The organism is Micromonospora sp. NPDC007220, from assembly GCF_040634035.1.
GTDB classification, from domain to species: Bacteria; Actinomycetota; Actinomycetes; order Mycobacteriales; family Micromonosporaceae; genus Micromonospora; species Micromonospora reichwaldensis.
In genome coordinates this window covers 22,999-40,182 of the sequence record NZ_JBEYEU010000021.1, presented here as the reverse complement: position 1 = coordinate 40,182, position 17,184 = coordinate 22,999, and the positions used below count along the sequence as shown (strand labels likewise).

At 71.1% G+C, this 17,184-nt stretch carries 10 protein-coding genes, 1 tRNA gene, 1 pseudogene and 2 CRISPR repeat arrays (1 of these 14 only partly in view); of the genes and pseudogenes, 4 read left to right on the top strand and 8 right to left on the bottom strand.

Going from position 1 to position 17,184, the window contains the following annotated elements:
• A CRISPR array of direct repeats spans positions 1-850; the repeat unit is 20 nt; unit sequence CGCGCACGCGGGGGTGATCC; it reaches 885 nt to the left of the window's first position.
• A 563-nt stretch (positions 851-1,413) separates the two neighbouring features.
• The gene (locus ABZ573_RS25915) at positions 1,414-2,772 is read left to right on the top strand and encodes an MFS transporter (RefSeq protein WP_358121560.1); all 1,359 of its coding nucleotides are present in this window, start codon (positions 1,414-1,416) and stop codon (positions 2,770-2,772) included.
• A 597-nt stretch (positions 2,773-3,369) separates the two neighbouring features.
• On the opposite strand, the gene ABZ573_RS25910 is transcribed toward ABZ573_RS25915, so the two are convergent.
• Positions 3,370-4,566, bottom strand: coding sequence for a hypothetical protein (locus ABZ573_RS25910; protein ID WP_358121558.1), 1,197 nt, complete (start codon positions 4,564-4,566; stop codon positions 3,370-3,372).
• Positions 4,567-4,969: 403 nt separating this feature from the next.
• On the opposite strand from ABZ573_RS25910, the gene ABZ573_RS25905 reads away from it, so the two are divergent.
• The 3 genes from ABZ573_RS25905 to ABZ573_RS25895 all read left to right on the top strand — a co-directional run bounded on the left by ABZ573_RS25905 (position 4,970) and on the right by ABZ573_RS25895 (position 6,832).
• Positions 4,970-5,146: a hypothetical protein gene (locus ABZ573_RS25905; RefSeq protein WP_358121556.1), complete on the top strand. Its 177-nt coding sequence runs from the start codon at positions 4,970-4,972 to the stop codon at positions 5,144-5,146.
• A gap of 115 nt (positions 5,147-5,261) precedes the next feature.
• Complete coding sequence (locus ABZ573_RS25900; protein WP_358121554.1) at positions 5,262-6,677, top strand: ISL3 family transposase; 1,416 nt, start codon at positions 5,262-5,264, stop codon at positions 6,675-6,677.
• Positions 6,578-6,832, top strand: a complete 255-nt coding sequence (locus tag ABZ573_RS25895; protein WP_358121637.1) for a transposase — start codon at positions 6,578-6,580, stop codon at positions 6,830-6,832. Before ABZ573_RS25900 ends, ABZ573_RS25895 begins: the two co-directional genes overlap by 100 nt.
• 466 nt (positions 6,833-7,298) lie before the next feature.
• Positions 7,299-10,250: direct repeats of the CRISPR family, unit length 28 nt; unit sequence CTGCTCCCCGCGCACGCGGGGGTGATCC.
• A 20-nt stretch (positions 10,251-10,270) separates the two neighbouring features.
• On the opposite strand, the gene ABZ573_RS25890 is transcribed toward ABZ573_RS25895, so the two are convergent.
• The 7 genes and pseudogenes from ABZ573_RS25890 to ABZ573_RS25860 all read right to left on the bottom strand — a co-directional run.
• On the bottom strand, positions 10,271-11,398 hold the full coding sequence (locus tag ABZ573_RS25890; RefSeq protein WP_358121552.1) for a site-specific integrase: 1,128 nt from the start codon (positions 11,396-11,398) through the stop codon (positions 10,271-10,273).
• Between the two features lie 116 nt (positions 11,399-11,514).
• A tRNA-Pro gene (locus ABZ573_RS25885) sits at positions 11,515-11,588 on the bottom strand.
• Between the two features lie 198 nt (positions 11,589-11,786).
• Positions 11,787-13,190 (bottom strand): ribosome biogenesis GTPase Der, encoded by a 1,404-nt coding sequence (der, locus tag ABZ573_RS25880; protein ID WP_132234404.1) that lies wholly within the window; start codon positions 13,188-13,190, stop codon positions 11,787-11,789.
• On the bottom strand, positions 13,187-13,867 hold the full coding sequence (gene cmk, locus ABZ573_RS25875; RefSeq protein WP_151453735.1) for a (d)CMP kinase: 681 nt from the start codon (positions 13,865-13,867) through the stop codon (positions 13,187-13,189). The genes der and cmk overlap by 4 nt, the downstream gene beginning before the upstream one ends.
• A gap of 157 nt (positions 13,868-14,024) precedes the next feature.
• Positions 14,025-14,795 (bottom strand): pseudouridine synthase, encoded by a 771-nt coding sequence (locus ABZ573_RS25870; RefSeq protein ID WP_121397673.1) that lies wholly within the window; start codon positions 14,793-14,795, stop codon positions 14,025-14,027.
• Complete coding sequence (gene scpB, locus ABZ573_RS25865; RefSeq protein ID WP_358121635.1) at positions 14,782-15,642, bottom strand: SMC-Scp complex subunit ScpB; 861 nt, start codon at positions 15,640-15,642, stop codon at positions 14,782-14,784. The genes ABZ573_RS25870 and scpB overlap by 14 nt, the downstream gene beginning before the upstream one ends.
• Before the next feature lie 605 nt (positions 15,643-16,247).
• Positions 16,248-17,156: pseudogene (locus ABZ573_RS25860) on the bottom strand (ScpA family protein); the annotation flags it as partial.
• Between the last annotated feature and the right edge of the window lie 28 nt (positions 17,157-17,184).

Genomic DNA, 17,184 nt, shown 5'->3' with positions numbered 1-17,184 from the left:
GCCTGGCTGGCCACCGCCCTGCCGTCCTCCTGCTCCCCGCGCACGCGGGGGTGATCCGTTCCAGCATGGACAGATGCGAGATGCTTTCCCCTGCTCCCCGCGCACGCGGGGGTGATCCTCGCTCCCACCGGCGGTATTCGCTTCACCGTTGCTGCTCCCCGCGCACGCGGGGGTGATCCGTCGAAGCGGCCCACGACGGTGACCGCCCACGCCTGCTCCCCGCGCACGCGGGGGTGATCCTTCGCACTCATAGTTGGAGTCCAGGTAGACCCTCTGCTCCCCGCGCCCGCGGGGATGATCCGCGGGTGCGGGCGGTCTCCGTCCACCAGTCCCACTGCTCCCCGCGCACGCGGGGGTGATCCGCTGCTGGCGGGGTGGAGCGCTGGCGCCCTTGCCTGCTCCCCGCGCACGCTGGGGTGATCCGACCGCAAAATCGCTGCGGGGCCTGTACCACCACTGCTCCCCGCGCACGCGGGGGGTAATCCCTGGCTCTGCGCGCCGACGGGTACGCCGAAACCTGCTCCCCGCGCACGCGGGGGTGATCCCGCGCCGACGACTCCGTAGCCGATGGCGCGATACTGCTCCCCCGCGCATGCGGGGCTGATCCCTGCCGGTAGCCGCCGCGACCACCGGCCCCGCCTGCTCCCCGCGCACGCGGGGGTGATCCGCCGCCGCCCGCGAAGGCCACGACGCCGACGCCCTGCTCATCGCGCACGCGGGGGTGATCCGCGTTCGCGCGGTGGTCGTGTCGTCGTGGGCGACTGCTCCCCGCGCACGCGGGGGTGATCCCAGGCCGACGCCGGCCGGCGCGCCGAGGGTTCCCTGGTCCCCGCGCACTCGGGGGCATCGACCAACTCCTGTCGACAAGCACCGCCGTGCCGGCGACCTGACTGACCAGTGTTCCGCTGCCCCCGGCGATGCCCAGCGCGAGACCAACGGCGAGACAGACCACCACCGGTATTCAGGTTTGCTTGGTCGCTAACCCACTTACCGGGAGACCTCTTCAGCTATCGATCACCGCCACGCCGTGACCTCACCCTGCCACGCCCGCTTACGAAACACAGGCTAGAGCGAGTGATGCCACCAGAAGACGGTGACGGCCACGGAGCGACCTCCGCAAGGACCGCCCAGGAGGTCTGTGGAAGCGCCCTGTGTAGGTGGGCGGTGCGCCAGCACCGCTCCCGATGAAATTGCGAGCCGCAGCCTCCCTGCAACGGTACAGTCTTGGGCGCGCCACGACAGCTTTCACGCTGCCGGAAATCAACTGCTTCACTAGGCGTGACCGCGGCTCCGCCCGGACGGTTGCCGGGTTGGGGTGATCGGGCGAGTACTCCGACGTACGGGTGAACCGGCCTTTCGAACCGGGCTGGGCCCTTCGCCGGCGCCCGACGGTGTCACACCCTGCGGTTACCTTTGCCGGCGCTGCCGACTGCCCTGATTGAGGAGACCGTGCCCGAGACAAGCGTTGCCTCCGAGACCAGTCCCGCGCCGGCACCCGCACACTGGAAACGCAACGTCGCGCTCTTCCTGTCCGGCCAGACCGTGTCGCTGTTCGGTTCAATGGTCGTCCAGTACGTGGTTATGTGGTACGTCACGCTCGAGACCAAGTCCGGTCTGGCGGTCGCGCTCTATGCCGTCTGCGCGTTCGCCCCCCAGGGTGTCGTGTCGATCTTCGGCGGGGTGCTGGCCGACCGGATGAACCGCAAGACGCTGACGATCATCGCCGATGCGGGCATCGCGGCGGCGACGCTGGTCCTGGCCCTGTTGATGTTGAACGGCATCACCGACCTGTGGGTGATCCTGCTGGCCGTCGCGGTCCGCTCGTTCGGGGCCGGGGTGCAGACACCGACGGTGCAGGCGATCATCCCGCAGATCGTGCCGGCTGACCAGCTGATGCGGGTCAACGGCATGTTCCAGACCATCAGCTCCGCGATGGCCCTGCTGGCTCCGGCGGCGGCTGCCGCCATCTACGCCGGTTTCGGAGTGGTGCCGGTCTTCTTCCTGGACGTGATCACCGCCGTGATCGGCATCGGGCTGCTGGCCCTGGTCGCAGTGCCCACCCTGGATCGGGCGACCCAGGCTACGACGACCTATCGACAGGATTTGGTCGAGGGTATGCGGTACATCTGGACCCACCGGATCGTCCGCTGGCTGCTGCTGGTCTTCGCGATCATCTTCATGCTCACCGTCGCGCCGTCGTTCGTGACGCCGCTGATGGTGGCCCGTACCTTCGGTAGCGAAAAGTGGATGCTGGCCGTACTGGAGATCGCGTTCAGCGTAGGAATGGTGCTCGGCGGAGCGTTGATCTCCACCTGGCTGGCCAAGCGCAGCCGGATCGGACTGGTCCTGATCTCCACCTTCGGCTTCGCGATTTTCACCGTAGCTATGGGCCTCAGCACCAACCTGTGGGTCTTCTACGGCTTCATGTTCTTGTTCGGGTTCGCGGTTCCCCTGTTCTCCACCCCGTTCATGACCTTGATCCAGGAGACGGTGGAGCCGGAGAAGCACGGCCGGGTGTTCAGCTACGTCGGCATCGTGATGGCCCTGGCCACCCCGATCGGCATGGTGGTGTTCGGCCCGCTGGCCGACGTCATCAGCGTCCAAGCCCTGCTGATCGTGGCTGGCCTGGTCACCATCGCCGTGATGATCGTGGCGATCATGGTGCCGTCCGGACAGGCCGCGATCGCCGCCGCCCGCGCCACGTCGTCGCCGGCGGCGGCGGCGTCCCAGGGTTCAGCCGCCGAGAAGCCGCTGGCCGCCCAGGCCCAGTAGGCGCTGCCCACTGTCGGGCATGCTGCTCTCCGTTTCGATGCAAGCAGGGGCGTTCGCAGATGTGGAATGAAGCCCTGCGGTGTGACCGGGCGGGCCGGACCGGGCTCCCGACGCGATCGCCGAGAGCCCGGTCCGGCCTCTCCTAGGCCCTGGTAGGGCGTCGATGGCGGCTTGGCCGATGAGGTCGATGCAGGTGGTGGGGTCATCAACGGTGACGGTGGTGGTGTGGTCGTAGACCCTGGACGGCCAGCCATTGTTGTCGGGTGCGAGCCAGAGGACGGCGCAGCCGGCATGGTGGAGGCGGGTGATGGTGGCCTGGCTTCGTCGGGCTTGACGTAGTGACCGTCGGAGACGACGGCGTCGGACCCCACCTCCCTCAAGCCTGCGCCCACGCCGGTCTCTGGTCCGTCCGGACCCATGCGACCGAATCACACCGTCACCGACAGTTGCGGCACAGGCCAGCACACGCGAAGGCCCCCGCCGACACCGCGCAAGCCGGCGAAACCGGTCGACCGGACTACAGCCACCGCCATCCGATACGCAGTCCTGACTGCAGCACGATGACTGTCCCGCCGACCGGTTCGGACACCGACCGGACTACCGGGCGGCGGGCCGGACCACGAGCTGGCTCACCTGCGGCAGCCGGACGCCGAGATCCCGCGACCGGCCGGTCGCCGCGTCGACGGCGGCAAGTTGCCCGTCCAGTCCGGTGACGAACAGCCACTTGCCGTCCGGGGACCAGACCACGGACCCCGGACTGGCCTCCACCGGCAGGCCCAGCACACGAACGACACCCAAGCGCAGATCCAACAAATGGACCCGGGGCGCGCCGGTGGCGTTCATGGCCACCAGGGCGGCCATCCGACCGTCACCGGAGATCGCCCCGCGGTCGAAGGCGGTGATCTCGGCCGGCAGCGTGACCGCCCGCCGGGCACCGCCGGGGTGTGAGATCAGCACGCCCGTGCACCGCAGACGCTCGTCGCACTCCCGGGCCAGCCAATGGCGCGGGCCGACGGCTACCAGGTCGCCCGTGGTGATTCGGCGGACCCCGTCGAGACGGATGGTGTAGACCCCGCCGGTCGCGGTGATCGCCGGATAACCAGCCCCGTCCGGCTGGGCGAAGCTGCTGACCCCCATAGGCAGGGCGATCTCCACACCGGTGGCCCTGCCGTCGAACCGGGCCAGCAGCATCCTGGGCCGCACGCCGTCACCGTTGGACACCCACACCGACTCCGGATCCGGCCCGGGCAGCATCGCCCCGGACCGGTCAAGGTCGTTGGTCGTCTCCGTCGCCGGCCGGCCGTCAGGCACCCGATAGCCCTCCACCGCGTCGACGGGACGGATAACCACCCCGTCCGGGGAGAGCAGGAAGCTGACCGGGCCGGTGCTCAGCAGCGCCCGCACCGGGGTGATGCTCACCCGGCCCCGCGCGAACTCGATCCGGACTACCGTGTCCGGCCCCCGGCCGTACAACTGCCAACCGCCGGTGATCCCGAGCAGGGGCCGGCCGACTTCAGTGACCGCAGGTGGCGCTCCGGTCGTGGCTGGCCCCGGGGTGGCCGGGGCGGTGGCCTCGGGTGCCGACGACGCGACCGCCGGCGCCGGCGACCGGCTCGCCGGGGGCGGAACCCGGTCGGCCCCGGTACGCGCGTACACGGCCAACCCGACCCCGGCGGCCAGCACCAACGGCAGCCACTTCGGCCGCCGCCGCCAGTGGGAGGCGGCGCCCTCGCGGGTCGAGCCGCCAATCTCGATGACGTCGCCCCGCGCCGGCCGGTCCTGGTCCCCCGTCATCCTGACATCATCCACCCCGAACATTCACGGCCCCGCAACCGACTACCACCCGGCCTCCGACCCGTCCCGTCATGGGTTCCTGGCCGCCTCGACGTTTGACGGCTCTTCGAAGTTCAGCGGGCTTGAGGTGTCCGCGGTGGCGCCGGCTGGTGGCGGTGCGGTGCGTAGGCGCTGGTTCTCCGGGGTTGCGAAAGCCGTAGGCCGTCGCGGGCGATCGTTAATTTCGCGGGTGGTGCCTTCTGAGCCTGAGTGGTGATGCCGGTATGCAGGAACGCGTGAATCTGCGGCCACCAGGCCTCGATCGTGGTGGCGGCTGCCCGACCACCTCGCGTACCCGAGCCAGCCCCACCGCGATGTCCGCGAAGCCCGCCGCAACAACCATGCCAGCAATCTGCTCGACGGCATGGTCGGCCGCGATGTCCGGGTAGCCGAACCATGGAACCGTTTCGTCGCCGTTCTCGCCGGCCTTACCCAGCCCTGGAGCTCAGGCCCGGTCGAAGGCCAGGTCAACCGCATCAAGACGATCAAGCGGCAGATGTATGGCCGGGCGAACCTCGACTCCTCCGCAAACGAGTCCTAGCTACAATATGAGCTGACACCAAGATCAATCACAGAATGTGTGCCAGAGCCAAAGTTCAGGCTCTGGCACACATTTTGTGAGTCGTGCTCGTCGGTGGTTCGGGTTGGGTGCCGGGGTGGAGATCATCGTGACGGTGCTTCCGCATCTGGTGGGCCTGCGGCTGGAAGCGGTGGTGGTCCGCGGCGTCGGGGTCAGGATCGACGCGGCGACACGGACGGTGCGGGCCGCGTGCGGAGCCTGCGGAATCTGGTCGACCACTCTGCATGGTTCCTATGTGCGCCGGCTGGCCGACGTCAGATTGGGCGGCCATGAGGTGCTGGTCGCGTTGACGGTCCGCAGGTTCACGTGCGCCAACGTCGGGTGCCGGCGGCGGACGTTCGTTGAGCAGGTGCCCGGTCTGACCCGCCGGTATGCCCGTCACACGTTGTTGGCGGCGGGTGACTTGGAAGCGGTCGCGGTGGCGTTGGGTGGCCGTCCGGGCAGCCGGTTGGCGCAGCGGTTGGCGGTGTCGGTGTCGCGGATGACGTTGATCCGGATGATCCGGAGGATGCCTGACCCGCCGGTGGTGACGCCGACGGTGCTGGGCGTGGACGACTTCGCCCGTCGTCGTGGGCACCGTTACGCCACGGTGCTGCTCGACATGCACGCCCGCCGGCCGATCGATGTCCTGCCTGACCGCACTGCCGACACCCTCGCCGCATGGCTGCGCGAGCACCCCGGGGTGCAGGTCATCTGCCGCGACCGGGGCGGCAGCTACGCCGACGGCGCTCGCAGAGGCGCACCCGACGCGGTCCAGGTCGCCGACCGGTGGCACCTGCTCAAGAACCTCAGCGACACGGTCGAGAAGGTCATCCGTGGGCACCGCCGGTGCCTACGCGAGCACACAGATCCGATACCTGCCCTGGCTGCGCCGGCCACCACCGAGCCGGGAACCACGGGACGGCGGGCGGCGAACACCCGCCAACGCCACGCGGCCGTGCACGCCCTACGCGCCGAAGGACTGTCCATCAAGGCGACGGCCCGCCGACTCGACATGAACGTCAAAACCGCCCGCAAATACGCTCACGCCGCCACCGCCGAGGCGTTGATCGGCCCGAACGCCAGCAGCCGACCCAGCGTCCTCGCACCGTTTCACCTCTACCTGCGGCAACGACTCACCGACGGTGTCCATGAGACAGCGCACCTGCACGCCGAGATCCTGGCCCGCGGCTATCAGGGCACCCTGCGGGTGCTGCGGGACTGGCTCACCACGAACCGCACCCGACCCACCCGCCGACCGCAGTCCGGGTGCCGTCGGCCCGGCGGATCACCGCCTGGATCATGCGACCCGGACACAAACTCACCGCCGACGACCACACCGACCTCGCCGACGCCCGCAACCGCTGCCCCGACCTCGACACCATCGCCGACCTCGCCCGCGGATTCGCAGCCCTGGTCCGCCACCAAGGCACCGGACAACACCTCGACGTCTGGATCGAACGTGCCCGCAACGCCGGATACCCCGAACTGCGCGGCTTCGCCGCTGGCCTGATCAGCGACCGCGACGCCGTCGTCGCTGGCCTCACCCAACCCTGGAGCTCAGGCCCAGTCGAGGGTCACGTCAACCGCATCAAAACGATCAAACGACAGATGTACGGCCGCGCGAACCTCGACCTCCTCCGCAAACGCGTCCTCGCCACACCATGAGCCACCACCAAGATCAATCACAAAATGTGTGCCAGAGCCTAAGTTCAGCCGGCGTTGACATGTGGTCCTTCACCTGCTCCCCGCGCACGCGGGGGTGATCCGGTCTGCGGCTGGCGCACAACGAGGCGGCGAACTGCTCCCCGCGTACGCGGGGTTAATCCGATAGCCCTGGCGCACCGCCGCGGTGATGACACCTGCCTCCCGCGCACGCGGGGTGACCCCCGCACTGACGATGCCGATTGACCTTCCTGCGGCTGCTCTCCGCGTATGAAGGGGTGACTGTCGGCGCCCAGTCCGGTCGATATGGGCATCACCTGCGCCCGGCGCACGCAGGGGTGATCCACACGCCCGGTATCCTGCACTGAGGATCTCGTCAAATAGGGCCTCCGGCTCTGGAAGGACGATCTTGCGGGCCAAAGTGAAGGAAAGCCGCTCTGTCGATCTCTAAAGCCGCAGGTCAGAAAGTCTGCTCCCCGCGCACGCGGGGGTGATCCTCGCAAAGATGTTCCGAGGCTGGGACGTAAGCGCTGCTCCCCGCGCACGCGGGGGTGATCCCCTGCGACGCGGCGTGGAGGGACCGGGCGCGACCTGCTCCCCGCGCACGCGGGGGTGATCCTCAGGGCGTCGGCGGCGCCCCACCGCAGCCGCACTGCTCCCCGCGCACGCGGGGGTGATCCCCCGTTCGACTTCATCGCGCGCACGTCGCCCCCCTGCTCCCCGCGCACGCGGGGGTGATCCCCTGGTGAATGCGCCCGGCGAGGGCGGCGGCTACTGCTCCCCGCGCACGCGGGGGTGATCCTGCGTCGGAGACTGGCCTCATGGCACCACCACGCTGCTCCCCGCGCACGCGGGGGTGATCCGCGCAGCACGTCGAACATGAGCAGCCGGGAGCGCTGCTCCCCGCGCACGCGGGGGTGATCCCGTGGAGTGCCGCATCGCGGTACCCACCGCGAGCTGCTCCCCGCGCACGCGGGGGTGATCCCAAGCGGGAGCGGGTCCGGCAGCTCGGCAACGCCTGCTCCCCGCGCACGCGGGGGTGATCCCGACGATTTCTACTGGGCGGCGTTCATCGCACCCTGCTCCCCGCGCACGCGGGGGTGATCCTAGCGCACCCCGCCGCCAGACCCCCGAGATCACCTGCTCCCCGCGCACGCGGGGGTGATCCCGCCGTGATGCCGAAGGTGGTCAGGCCTATCAGCTGCTCCCCGCGCACGCGGGGGTGATCCCGGGCAAGTCCTCGTCGTCAGGCCACGCCATGTCTGCTCCCCGCGCACGCGGGGGTGATCCGACGCTGGCTCCACGCCCAGCTCGGCGAGTACCCTGCTCCCCGCGCACGCGGGGGTGATCCCGACACGTTCGATCGGGCCATGTCCGGCGGGTGCTGCTCCCCGCGCACGCGGGGGTGATCCGGCGTCGGCGCGACGCTGGTCGCCCCGGTGAACCTGCTCCCCGCGCACGCGGGGGTGATCCCCATCCACTCCGTGGCCGCGAACGACACCGGCGCTGCTCCCCGCGCACGCGGGGGTGATCCTGCGGTGATCGGGTACTCGATCGGGTGGACGTTCTGCTCCCCGCGCACGCGGGGGTGATCCCTGATAGCTTGGTGTCCCCCCCAGGGGGGTCAGCTGCTCCCCGCGCACGCGGGGGTGATCCCGTGAACCCCGGCCGGTGTGCCTCCGCCGGGAGCTGCTCCCCGCGCACGCGGGGGTGATCCCCTGTGGGGGAGTGCGCATGACCCGATGGAGTTCTGCTCCCCGCGCACGCGGGGGTGATCCCTCGATCTGCCCTGTCCACGGGATTCGGCCGTTCTGCTCCCCGCGCACGCGGGGGTGATCCGCTGAGTCAACACAGCAGGCACGGCGTGTAATCCTGCTCCCCGCGCACGCGGGGGTGATCCGGTGCCGGCCGCCGCCGTGATGTTCGGCGAGGCCTGCTCCCCGCGCACGCGGGGGTGATCCGGCGCGGCCGTGGGATGACGCACCGCGCATCGCCTGCTCCCCGCGCACGCGGGGGTGATCCCCACAACCGCGTCGGTTGGGCGGGCCCGAACGACTGCTCCCCGCGCACGCGGGGGTGATCCCCCGACCCCAGTCGGCGGCCGGGCGGTCAGCAGCTGCTCCCCGCGCACGCGGGGGTGATCCCCGCAGGGCGGAGATCAAGCGGGAAAACAAGGCCTGCTCCCCGCGCACGCGGGGGTGATCCGGCGTAGCGCGCGCATGTGTAGTCCCCCCACGACTGCTCCCCGCGCACGCGGGGGTGATCCGGGACGTCGATCTCCCGGACGTTGAGGTTCCAGCTGCTCCCCGCGCACGCGGGGGTGATCCCGTGCAGCGGCCCCGCTCTCCCCTGATGGGAGGCTGCTCCCCGCGCACGCGGGGGTGATCCGGCTCCCGGGTCCTGGTCCTGGACCGCCGGCACCTGCTCCCCGCGCACGCGGGGGTGATCCTCCTCGCCGCCATCCATCATCTTGGCTACGTGACTGCTCCCCGCGCACGCGGGGGTGATCCGGCCTTGCCGTTGCGGGCCTGAAAGCCCATCGACTGCTCCCCGCGCACGCGGGGGTGATCCGATCACCCGTCCCTCGGGGTGGTCGGTGGTGTCCTGCTCCCCGCGCACGCGGGGGTGATCCCCACGGCCCGCTGTGCCAGTTGTGGCGTGGACTGCTCCCCGCGCACGCGGGGGTGATCCGTACAGGCCCTCGCCCATGAACGACGGCCGGTTCTGCTCCCCGCGCACGCGGGGGTGATCCCGGTAACGACGGGACCGGGTTCGGCGCGGGCGGCTGCTCCCCGCGCACGCGGGGGTGATCCCGGGTCTCGCGGTGCGCCTGCCAGATCTCGGCCTGCTCCCCGCGCACGCGGGGGTGATCCCTCCCCCAAGCTGGTCTTGATCACCGAACGGGCCTGCTCCCCGCGCACGCGGGGGTGATCCGCCCTCGCGCAGTACCGGGCCGAGCGGTGCCCGCTGCTCCCCGCGCACGCGGGGGTGATCCCCGCGCCGGGGGTCCGGCAGTCGCGCCCGTGGGCTGCTCCCCGCGCCGCGGGGGTGATCCCTCCTGGGCGCCCTCCGTGCAGGCGGGGCAGTCCTGCTCCCCGCGCACCCGGGGGTGATCCGTCGAACGGGTTCATACCGCGACCACCCTCCGGCTGCTTCCCGCGCACGCGGGGGTGATCCCAGGGTGCCATCAATGGTGCCGACGGGCTGAGGCTGCTCCCCGCGCACGCGGGGGTGATCCCAACCAGAACATCGGCGCCCGGGCGCTCCGGGACTGCTCCCCGCGCACGCGGGGGTGATCCCGCGTGCCCGAAGTCTGCGGGTCTCTGCTTGTTCTGCTCCCCGCGCACGCGGGGGTGATCCGCCGGCCGAACCGGACCGCCAGGCCGCACCGGCCTGCTCCCCGCGCACGCGGAGGTGATCCGGTACCGGAGTCCACCACCCTCAATGTCCCGACAGCAGGGCGCGCTCCATGAGTTCGGCTGCTCTTCGTTCGGCGTCCGGCAGGACGTGGGTGTAGACCATTCTGGTCGTACGCCCCTCGGCGTGGCCGAGCCGGTGTTGCATCACGTGCTCGGGCACGCCCCCATCCGCACCGGCGGTAGCCGACGTATGACGCGCATCGTGCAGAGCAATCACAGGCAGGCCCGCCGCACGGCACGCGAGTTCCCACTTGTCAGTGAAGTACTTCGGGTAGTACGGTTTGCCGTCCTCCCGGCAGAAGACGTAGCCCAGATCCTGATAGGCGATGCCCGCGGCGGCCTTCTCAGCCGCCTGCGCTTCGTGATGGGCTTCGAGGACCGCGACAACGAGTCCTCCGATCGCGATGGGGCGCGTACTCCTGCCCTTCGGGCTCTTCTCCACCACGCCCGCGCTCGTCGTCGTCCGTTGCCAGTCCACGAACAAGACTCCCCGCGCGAGGTCGAGCCTCGTCCATTTCAAGCCGGCCAGCTCACCGCGCCGCATGCCCAGTACGACGGCGAGCACCCAGGCCGCGTGAAGCCGATGCGTCGCATGGAACTTCAAGAAGGCGGCGGCTTGTGGCGCCGTCCACACACCCTTGCGGCCCATCGTCTGCCGCTGAACCTTCTTGGGCTGACGCACGCCTTCGATGCTGATACCCAGGTCCTTGAAGGCTTTCATGAGGACCCGATGGACATTGCGGACGGTCGTGGCCGACAGCGGTCCGCCGTTCTTGTTGCCCGAGCGAAGCAGCGTCTTGTAGAGCTCGTGGAGGACGCGCTTGTCCAAGGCGTACAGCTGCCGGGAGCCGATGTGCGGATTGACGTAGCACCGGATCAGGTCACGGTAGTTGCACAGCGTGGTTTCTTCGACATCGAGTTCTCGTTCGTCCAGCCATCCCTGCAGTTCAGCGGCGACGCTGCCGTCGGCAGCCAGGCCAGCATGCCCGAAAGACTGCAGCGCGGCTTTTTCAGCAGCCGCTGCGGCTTTCTGACTGGGGAAACCGCGACGCTTCTGCTGGCGCCGTTTGCCATCCTGCCCTGGTGGCAGGTCGATGACGTAGTACCAGGCGATTTTGTTGCCGCTGAGGCGGTAGCTGCTGACGGTCATGAGGGCACCCCCGTGGTCACGACGTGAGACCGACGGTTCAACCGTAGCGATCACTGTGACCACGTCCGTGACCACAAGATCATCGATGATCTTGTGGATGCCCTGCTCAATACCCGTCGGGACGGCCGGATTCGAACCGACGACCCCTTGACCCCCAGTCAAGTGCGCTACCAAGCTGCGCCACGTCCCGATGCTCTCGCGCGGATCTCCCCGCGACAGCCGGTACAGCTTAGCGCAGGATCTTCGCGCCGTCCGCACTGCCCCCTCCCGCGCCGGAACGCGTCGTCCCGCGCACATCCCCTACAGCATCCTAGGAGGATAGGGAAGTTGATGGGCAGCGGAAAAGCCGGGTGGGAGCGTGCTCCCACCCGGCTTCAGATCGGGCGGGTCAGCCGTGCGCCTTGCCCCGGCCGCCGGGGCCGAGCTTCTTGCGGGGGCGTACGGAGATCTCGATCGGGCTGCCCTCGTAGCCGAACTCCTCGCGCAGCTTGCGCTCGACGAACCGCTGGTAGCCGGCGTCCAGCGGAGCCGTGGTGAACAGCACGAAGCGCGGCGGCGCCACGCCCGCCTGGGTGGCGAAGAGGATCTTCGGCGCCCGACCGCCCCGCACCGGGTGCGGGGTCGCCTGCACCAGCGCGGTCAGCCACGAGTTGAGCTGCGCGGTCGGTACGCGGGTCTCCCAGCTGGCCAGGGCCTTGCGCAGCGCCGGCGCGAGCTTGTCGACCGCCCGGCCGGTCTGCGCCGACAGGTTGAGCCGGATCGCCCACGGGATGCGGCGCAGCTCGCGCTCGATCTCCTTGTCCAGGTAGTACCGGCGGTCGGCGTCGACCAGGTCCCACTTGTTGAAGGCGATCACCAGCGCCCGCCCGGCCTCGGTGACCATGGACAGGATCCGCTGGTCCTGCTCGCTGATGGGCTCGCTGGAGTCCAGCAGCACCACGGCGACCTCGGCGGCCTCGATCGCCCCGGCGGTCCGCAGGCTGGCGTAGTACTCGGTGCCGCTGGCCTTGCCGACCCGCTTGCGCAGGCCCGCCGTGTCGACGAGCTGCCAGGTCTCCCCGCCGATCTCGACCAGGCTGTCGACCGGGTCCACGGTGGTGCCGGCGACCGAGTCGACGACCGCCCGCTCCTCGCCCGAGAAGCGGTTGAGCAGGCTGGACTTGCCGACGTTCGGCCGGCCGACGAGGGCCACCCGGCGCGGGCCGCGCGGGCGGTTCTCGACGATCTTCGGGGCCTCCGGCAGCGCGGCCATGATGGCGTCGAGCAGGTCGCCGGAGCCACGTCCATGCAGCGCCGACACCGGGTACGGCTCACCCAGGCCCAGCGACCACAGCGAGGTGGCTTCCATCTCGATGGCGGTGTTGTCGGCCTTGTTCGCGACCAGGATCACCGGCTTGGCGCTGCGGCGCAGCATCCGTACGGCCGCCTCGTCCACGTCCGTCGAGCCGACCATCGCGTCGACCACGAACAGCACCACGTCGGCCGTGACGACCGCCGTCTCGGCCTGCGCCGCGATCGCGGCGGCCCGGTCCTTGGCGTCGGGCTCCCAGCCGCCGGTGTCCACCACGGTGAACTGCCGGCCGGCCCACTGCGCGTCGTACGGCACCCGGTCCCGGGTGACCCCGGGGACGTCCTCGACGACCGCCTGACGGCGCCCGATGATCCGGTTGACCAGGGTCGACTTGCCCACGTTGGGGCGGCCGACCACGGCCACGACCGGCTGCGGCCCGGTCGGCTCCTCGGTGTCGACGTCCGGTTCCCGCAGCTCGATCCACCCGTCGGTGTCGGTCATGCCACACCCCGATCGGTCAGCAGGTCGCGCAGGCGCCCGACGACCTCGTCGATGCCCAACTCGGTGGTGTCCAGCACCACGGCGTCGGCGGCCTGGGTCAGCGGGTCGGCCTTGCGCGTCGAGTCGAGCCGGTCCCGCCGGGCCAGGTCGGCCGCCGTCGCCGCCACGTCGGCGGCATCCTCGGCGCTGCGTCGGGCGGCCCGGGCCGCCTCGGAGGCGGTGAGGTAGACCTTCAGGTCGGCGTCCGGGGCCACCACGGACCCGATGTCGCGGCCCTCGACCACGATCCGGCCGGCATTGGTGATCATCTCCTGCTGCCGGGTGACCAGCAGCGCGCGCACCGCCGGCACGGCGGCTACGGCGGAGACCGCCCCGGTCACCTCCGGCCCACGGATCTCGGCGTCGACGTTCACGCCGTCGGCGGTCACGCCGTACCCCTGCGGGTCGGTGCCGATGCGCAGGTCCACCTCGCCGGCGACCTTGGCCACCGACTCGGCGTCGGTCAAGTCGACCCCCGAGCGCAGCACCGCCCAGGTGATGGCGCGGTACATGGCGCCGGTGTCGAGATAGCGGGCACCGAGGCCGACGGCGAGCCGCCGGGAGACGGTGGACTTACCCGAACCGGACGGTCCGTCCACAGCGACCACACATCGCCCGGCCCGTTCGTTTTCCTCCACCGTCGTCCTCCTCAGCCCGTACCTCACGAAACACCGGATGTGTCGCGAGCGGTTGTCCAAACGTTCTCAATGATGCCCGGCGTCGCGCCGCCCGGTGGGCGCCGCCCGCGCCGGGCCGCCAGGGAGCCTACCGGCAGCCGTACCCCGAACTCGGGGGTCAGTCACCCACGGCCTTGAACAGGGCGGCGACCTCCGCGTTGGTCAGCCGCCGCGTCCGCCCGGCGCGCAGGTCGCCCAGCCGGATCGGCCCGATCGCGGTACGCACCAGCCGGCTCACCGGATGGCCCGCCTCGCCGAGCAGGCGGCGGACGATGTGCTTGCGTCCCTCGTGCAGGCTCAGCTCCACCTGGGCGGTCCGTCCCAGCGTGTCCACCACCCGGAAGGAGTCGACCTTCGCCGGCCCGTCCTCGAGTTCCACGCCGGCCATCAGCCGCTTGCCGAGGTTGCGCGGGATCGGCCCGGACACCTCGCACAGGTACGTCTTCTGCACCCCGTACGACGGGTGCATCAGCTTGTGCGCGAGGGTGCCGTCGTTGGTGAGCAGCAGCAGGCCCTCGCTGTCGGCGTCGAGCCGCCCGACGTGGTAGACCCGCTGCTCCACCCGGTTGCCGAGGAAGTCGGCGAGCGCCGTGCGGCCCTTCTCGTCGGCCATCGTGGAGACGACCCCGCGGGGCTTGTTCATGGCAAGGTAGACCAGTCGGGTGTCGGCGACGAGGCGCTCGCCGTCGACGTGGATCACGGCGGTGGCGGGGTCGACCTTGTCGCCGAGCTGGGCGACCCGGCCGTCGACGGTGACCCGGCGACGGAAGATCAGGTCCTCGCAGGCGCGCCGGGAACCCACGCCGGCGGCGGCCAGCACCTTCTGCAGGCGCTCGGCCCCCTCGAAGGCGGGCGCGTCGGGGCGGGGCGTGCGGTCATCGCGTGGCATCGGCAAGCTCTTCTACGTCGTCGGGAAGGAACGGGGCCAGCGGCGGGAGGTCGTCGACGCTGTTCAGCCCGAGCTTCTCCAGGAACATCGTGGTGGTCCGGTAGAGGAACGCCCCGCTGTCCGGTTCGGTGCCGCACTCCTCGACCAACCCGCGGGAGACCAGGGTACGGATCACCCCGTCGCAGTTGACACCCCGGATGGCGGAGATCCGCGACCGGGTCACGGGCTGCTTGTAGGCGACCACGGCCAGTGTCTCCAGCGCGGCCTGGGTCAGCCGCACGGACTGCCCGTCCAGTACGAACCGTTCCACGTAGGTGGCGTATTCCGGGCGGGTGTAGAGACGCCAGCCACCCGCGGCCCGACGCAGCTCGAAGCCGTGTCCGGCGGCCGTGTAGCCCGCGGCGATCTCGTCCAACACCGGCCCGATCCGCTCGGCGGGTTGCTCCAGCACCTGGGCGAGCACCAGCTCGCTGACCGGCTCGTCCACCACCAGCAGGATCGCCTCCAGCGCCCCGCGCAGCTCCGCGTCGTCGAGTTCCGGCGCCGGCTCGGGCACCGCCCGCCGCCGCCCCGCCAGCCCCTTCGCGGGTACGCCCCCCGTCGGTCCCCGCCCCGCCGACCCGACCGCAGCCCCGCTCTCCCCCGCCGCTCCACTTCCCGCCGACCCGACCGCGGCCCCGCTCTCCCCCGCCGACCCTGCAGGCCCCGCCGACCCGGCCACCGGTGCCGGCTCCTCAGGCCCAGCCGCCGGTGCCGGCGCTTCAAGCCCAGCCGCCGATGCCGGCTCCTCAGGTCCTGCCGGCTCCCTGGGCTGATCCCCGTTGGCAGTCGCCGCGCCCGAGCCCACCTCCGCGCCGGGCGCGGCGTCGGAATCCTCGAAGCCCGCCCCCGCACCCGCCTCCCGTGCGGCGTCGGAGTCCTCGGAGATCTTGGTAGGTTCAGGCCCCTCAGGGGGCGCGGAACTACCAAGATCTCCGGCTTCGGGGGCCGCGGCGGGGGTCGTGGGGCGCTGCCAGGGCGGCACCCAGGCGGCGGCCTGGTCGGCCAGGGAGTCCCGACGCTCGTCGCTGCTCATCCCGCTCGCTCCTCCGGCGTCGCCGCCCCGCTCTCGTCCGCCGGCACACCCGGCGACGTCCCGCTCTCCAGCGCCGCCACACCCGACGCCGCCCCGCTGTCAGCCTCTGCCGTTCCGGCGTCGGCCACCGAACCGACGTCCGCCACCGCAGGCGGCGCCGATCCGTTGTCGACCACCGATTCGGCGTCCGCCGTCGCACCCGGCATCGAGTCGCTGTCGAGCACGGCCGGCCCGGCGTCCGCCGCCGATGCGGTGTCGGCCGCCAGCGCACCTGCGACCGCGCCTGAGCCGCTCTCGTCCACCGTGCCGTCCCACACCGGCCGCCGCTCGGCCGACGCGGCCGGCAACGGATCGGAGCCCGCCGACTCGGGCGGGGTGCCGGCGTACTCGTCGACGTGCAGGTCTGGGCCGCCGTCGGCAGGACCGGTCCAGCGTACGGTCAACTCCTCCAGGGCCTGCTCCTGGACGAAGGCGACCAGGCCCTCCCGGTAGAGCTCCAGCAGGGCCAGGAACCGGGCCACCACCTCCAGGGTGGCCTCGCAGTCGGCGCAGAGCAGCGAGAAGGTGGCCGTGCCGACCCGGCGCAGCCGCTCGGTGAGGATGCCCGCGTGCTCCCGGACGCTGACCCGGACCATGTGCACGTGGGCGATGGAGACCTCGGGCACCGGCTTCGGCGTCATCGCCCTGATCGCCAGCTTCAGCAGCCGTTCCGGGCCGATGCCGAGCACCAGGTCGGGCAGCGCGTCGGCGTACCGGGCCTCCAGGGTGACCGCGCGGGGGTACCGCCGGCCGCCGACCTCCTCCAGCGCGGCGATGTGCGCCGCCGCCTCCTTGTACGCCTTGTACTGCAACAGCCGGGCGAAGAGCAGGTCCCGCGCCTCCAGCAGCGCGAGGTCCTCCTCGTCCTCGACCTCGGCGGCGGGCAGCAGCCGGGCCGCCTTCAGGTCGAGCAGCGTCGCGGCGATGAGCAGGAACTCGCTGGCCTCGTCCAGGTCCCACTGGTCGCCCATCGCGCGGATGTAGGCGATGAACTCGTCGGTGACCCGGTGCAGCGCCACCTCGGTCACGTCGAGCTTGTGCTTGCCGATGAGCTGGAGCAGCAGGTCGAACGGGCCGGTGAAGTTCGCCAGCCGGACGGTGAACCCGCCGCTCTCCACCGCCGCCTCGGGCACGCCGGCCGGATCCGTCGGCACCTCGGCGACGGCCTCGGCGGCCCGTACGGGCGGCTGCTCCGGCGTCGTCGGAGGGTCGAGGGGTGGCGCGGTCACCGGAAGACCGTAGTCCACGCCCCGGCCCGCTCGGCGCGAAGGTGCA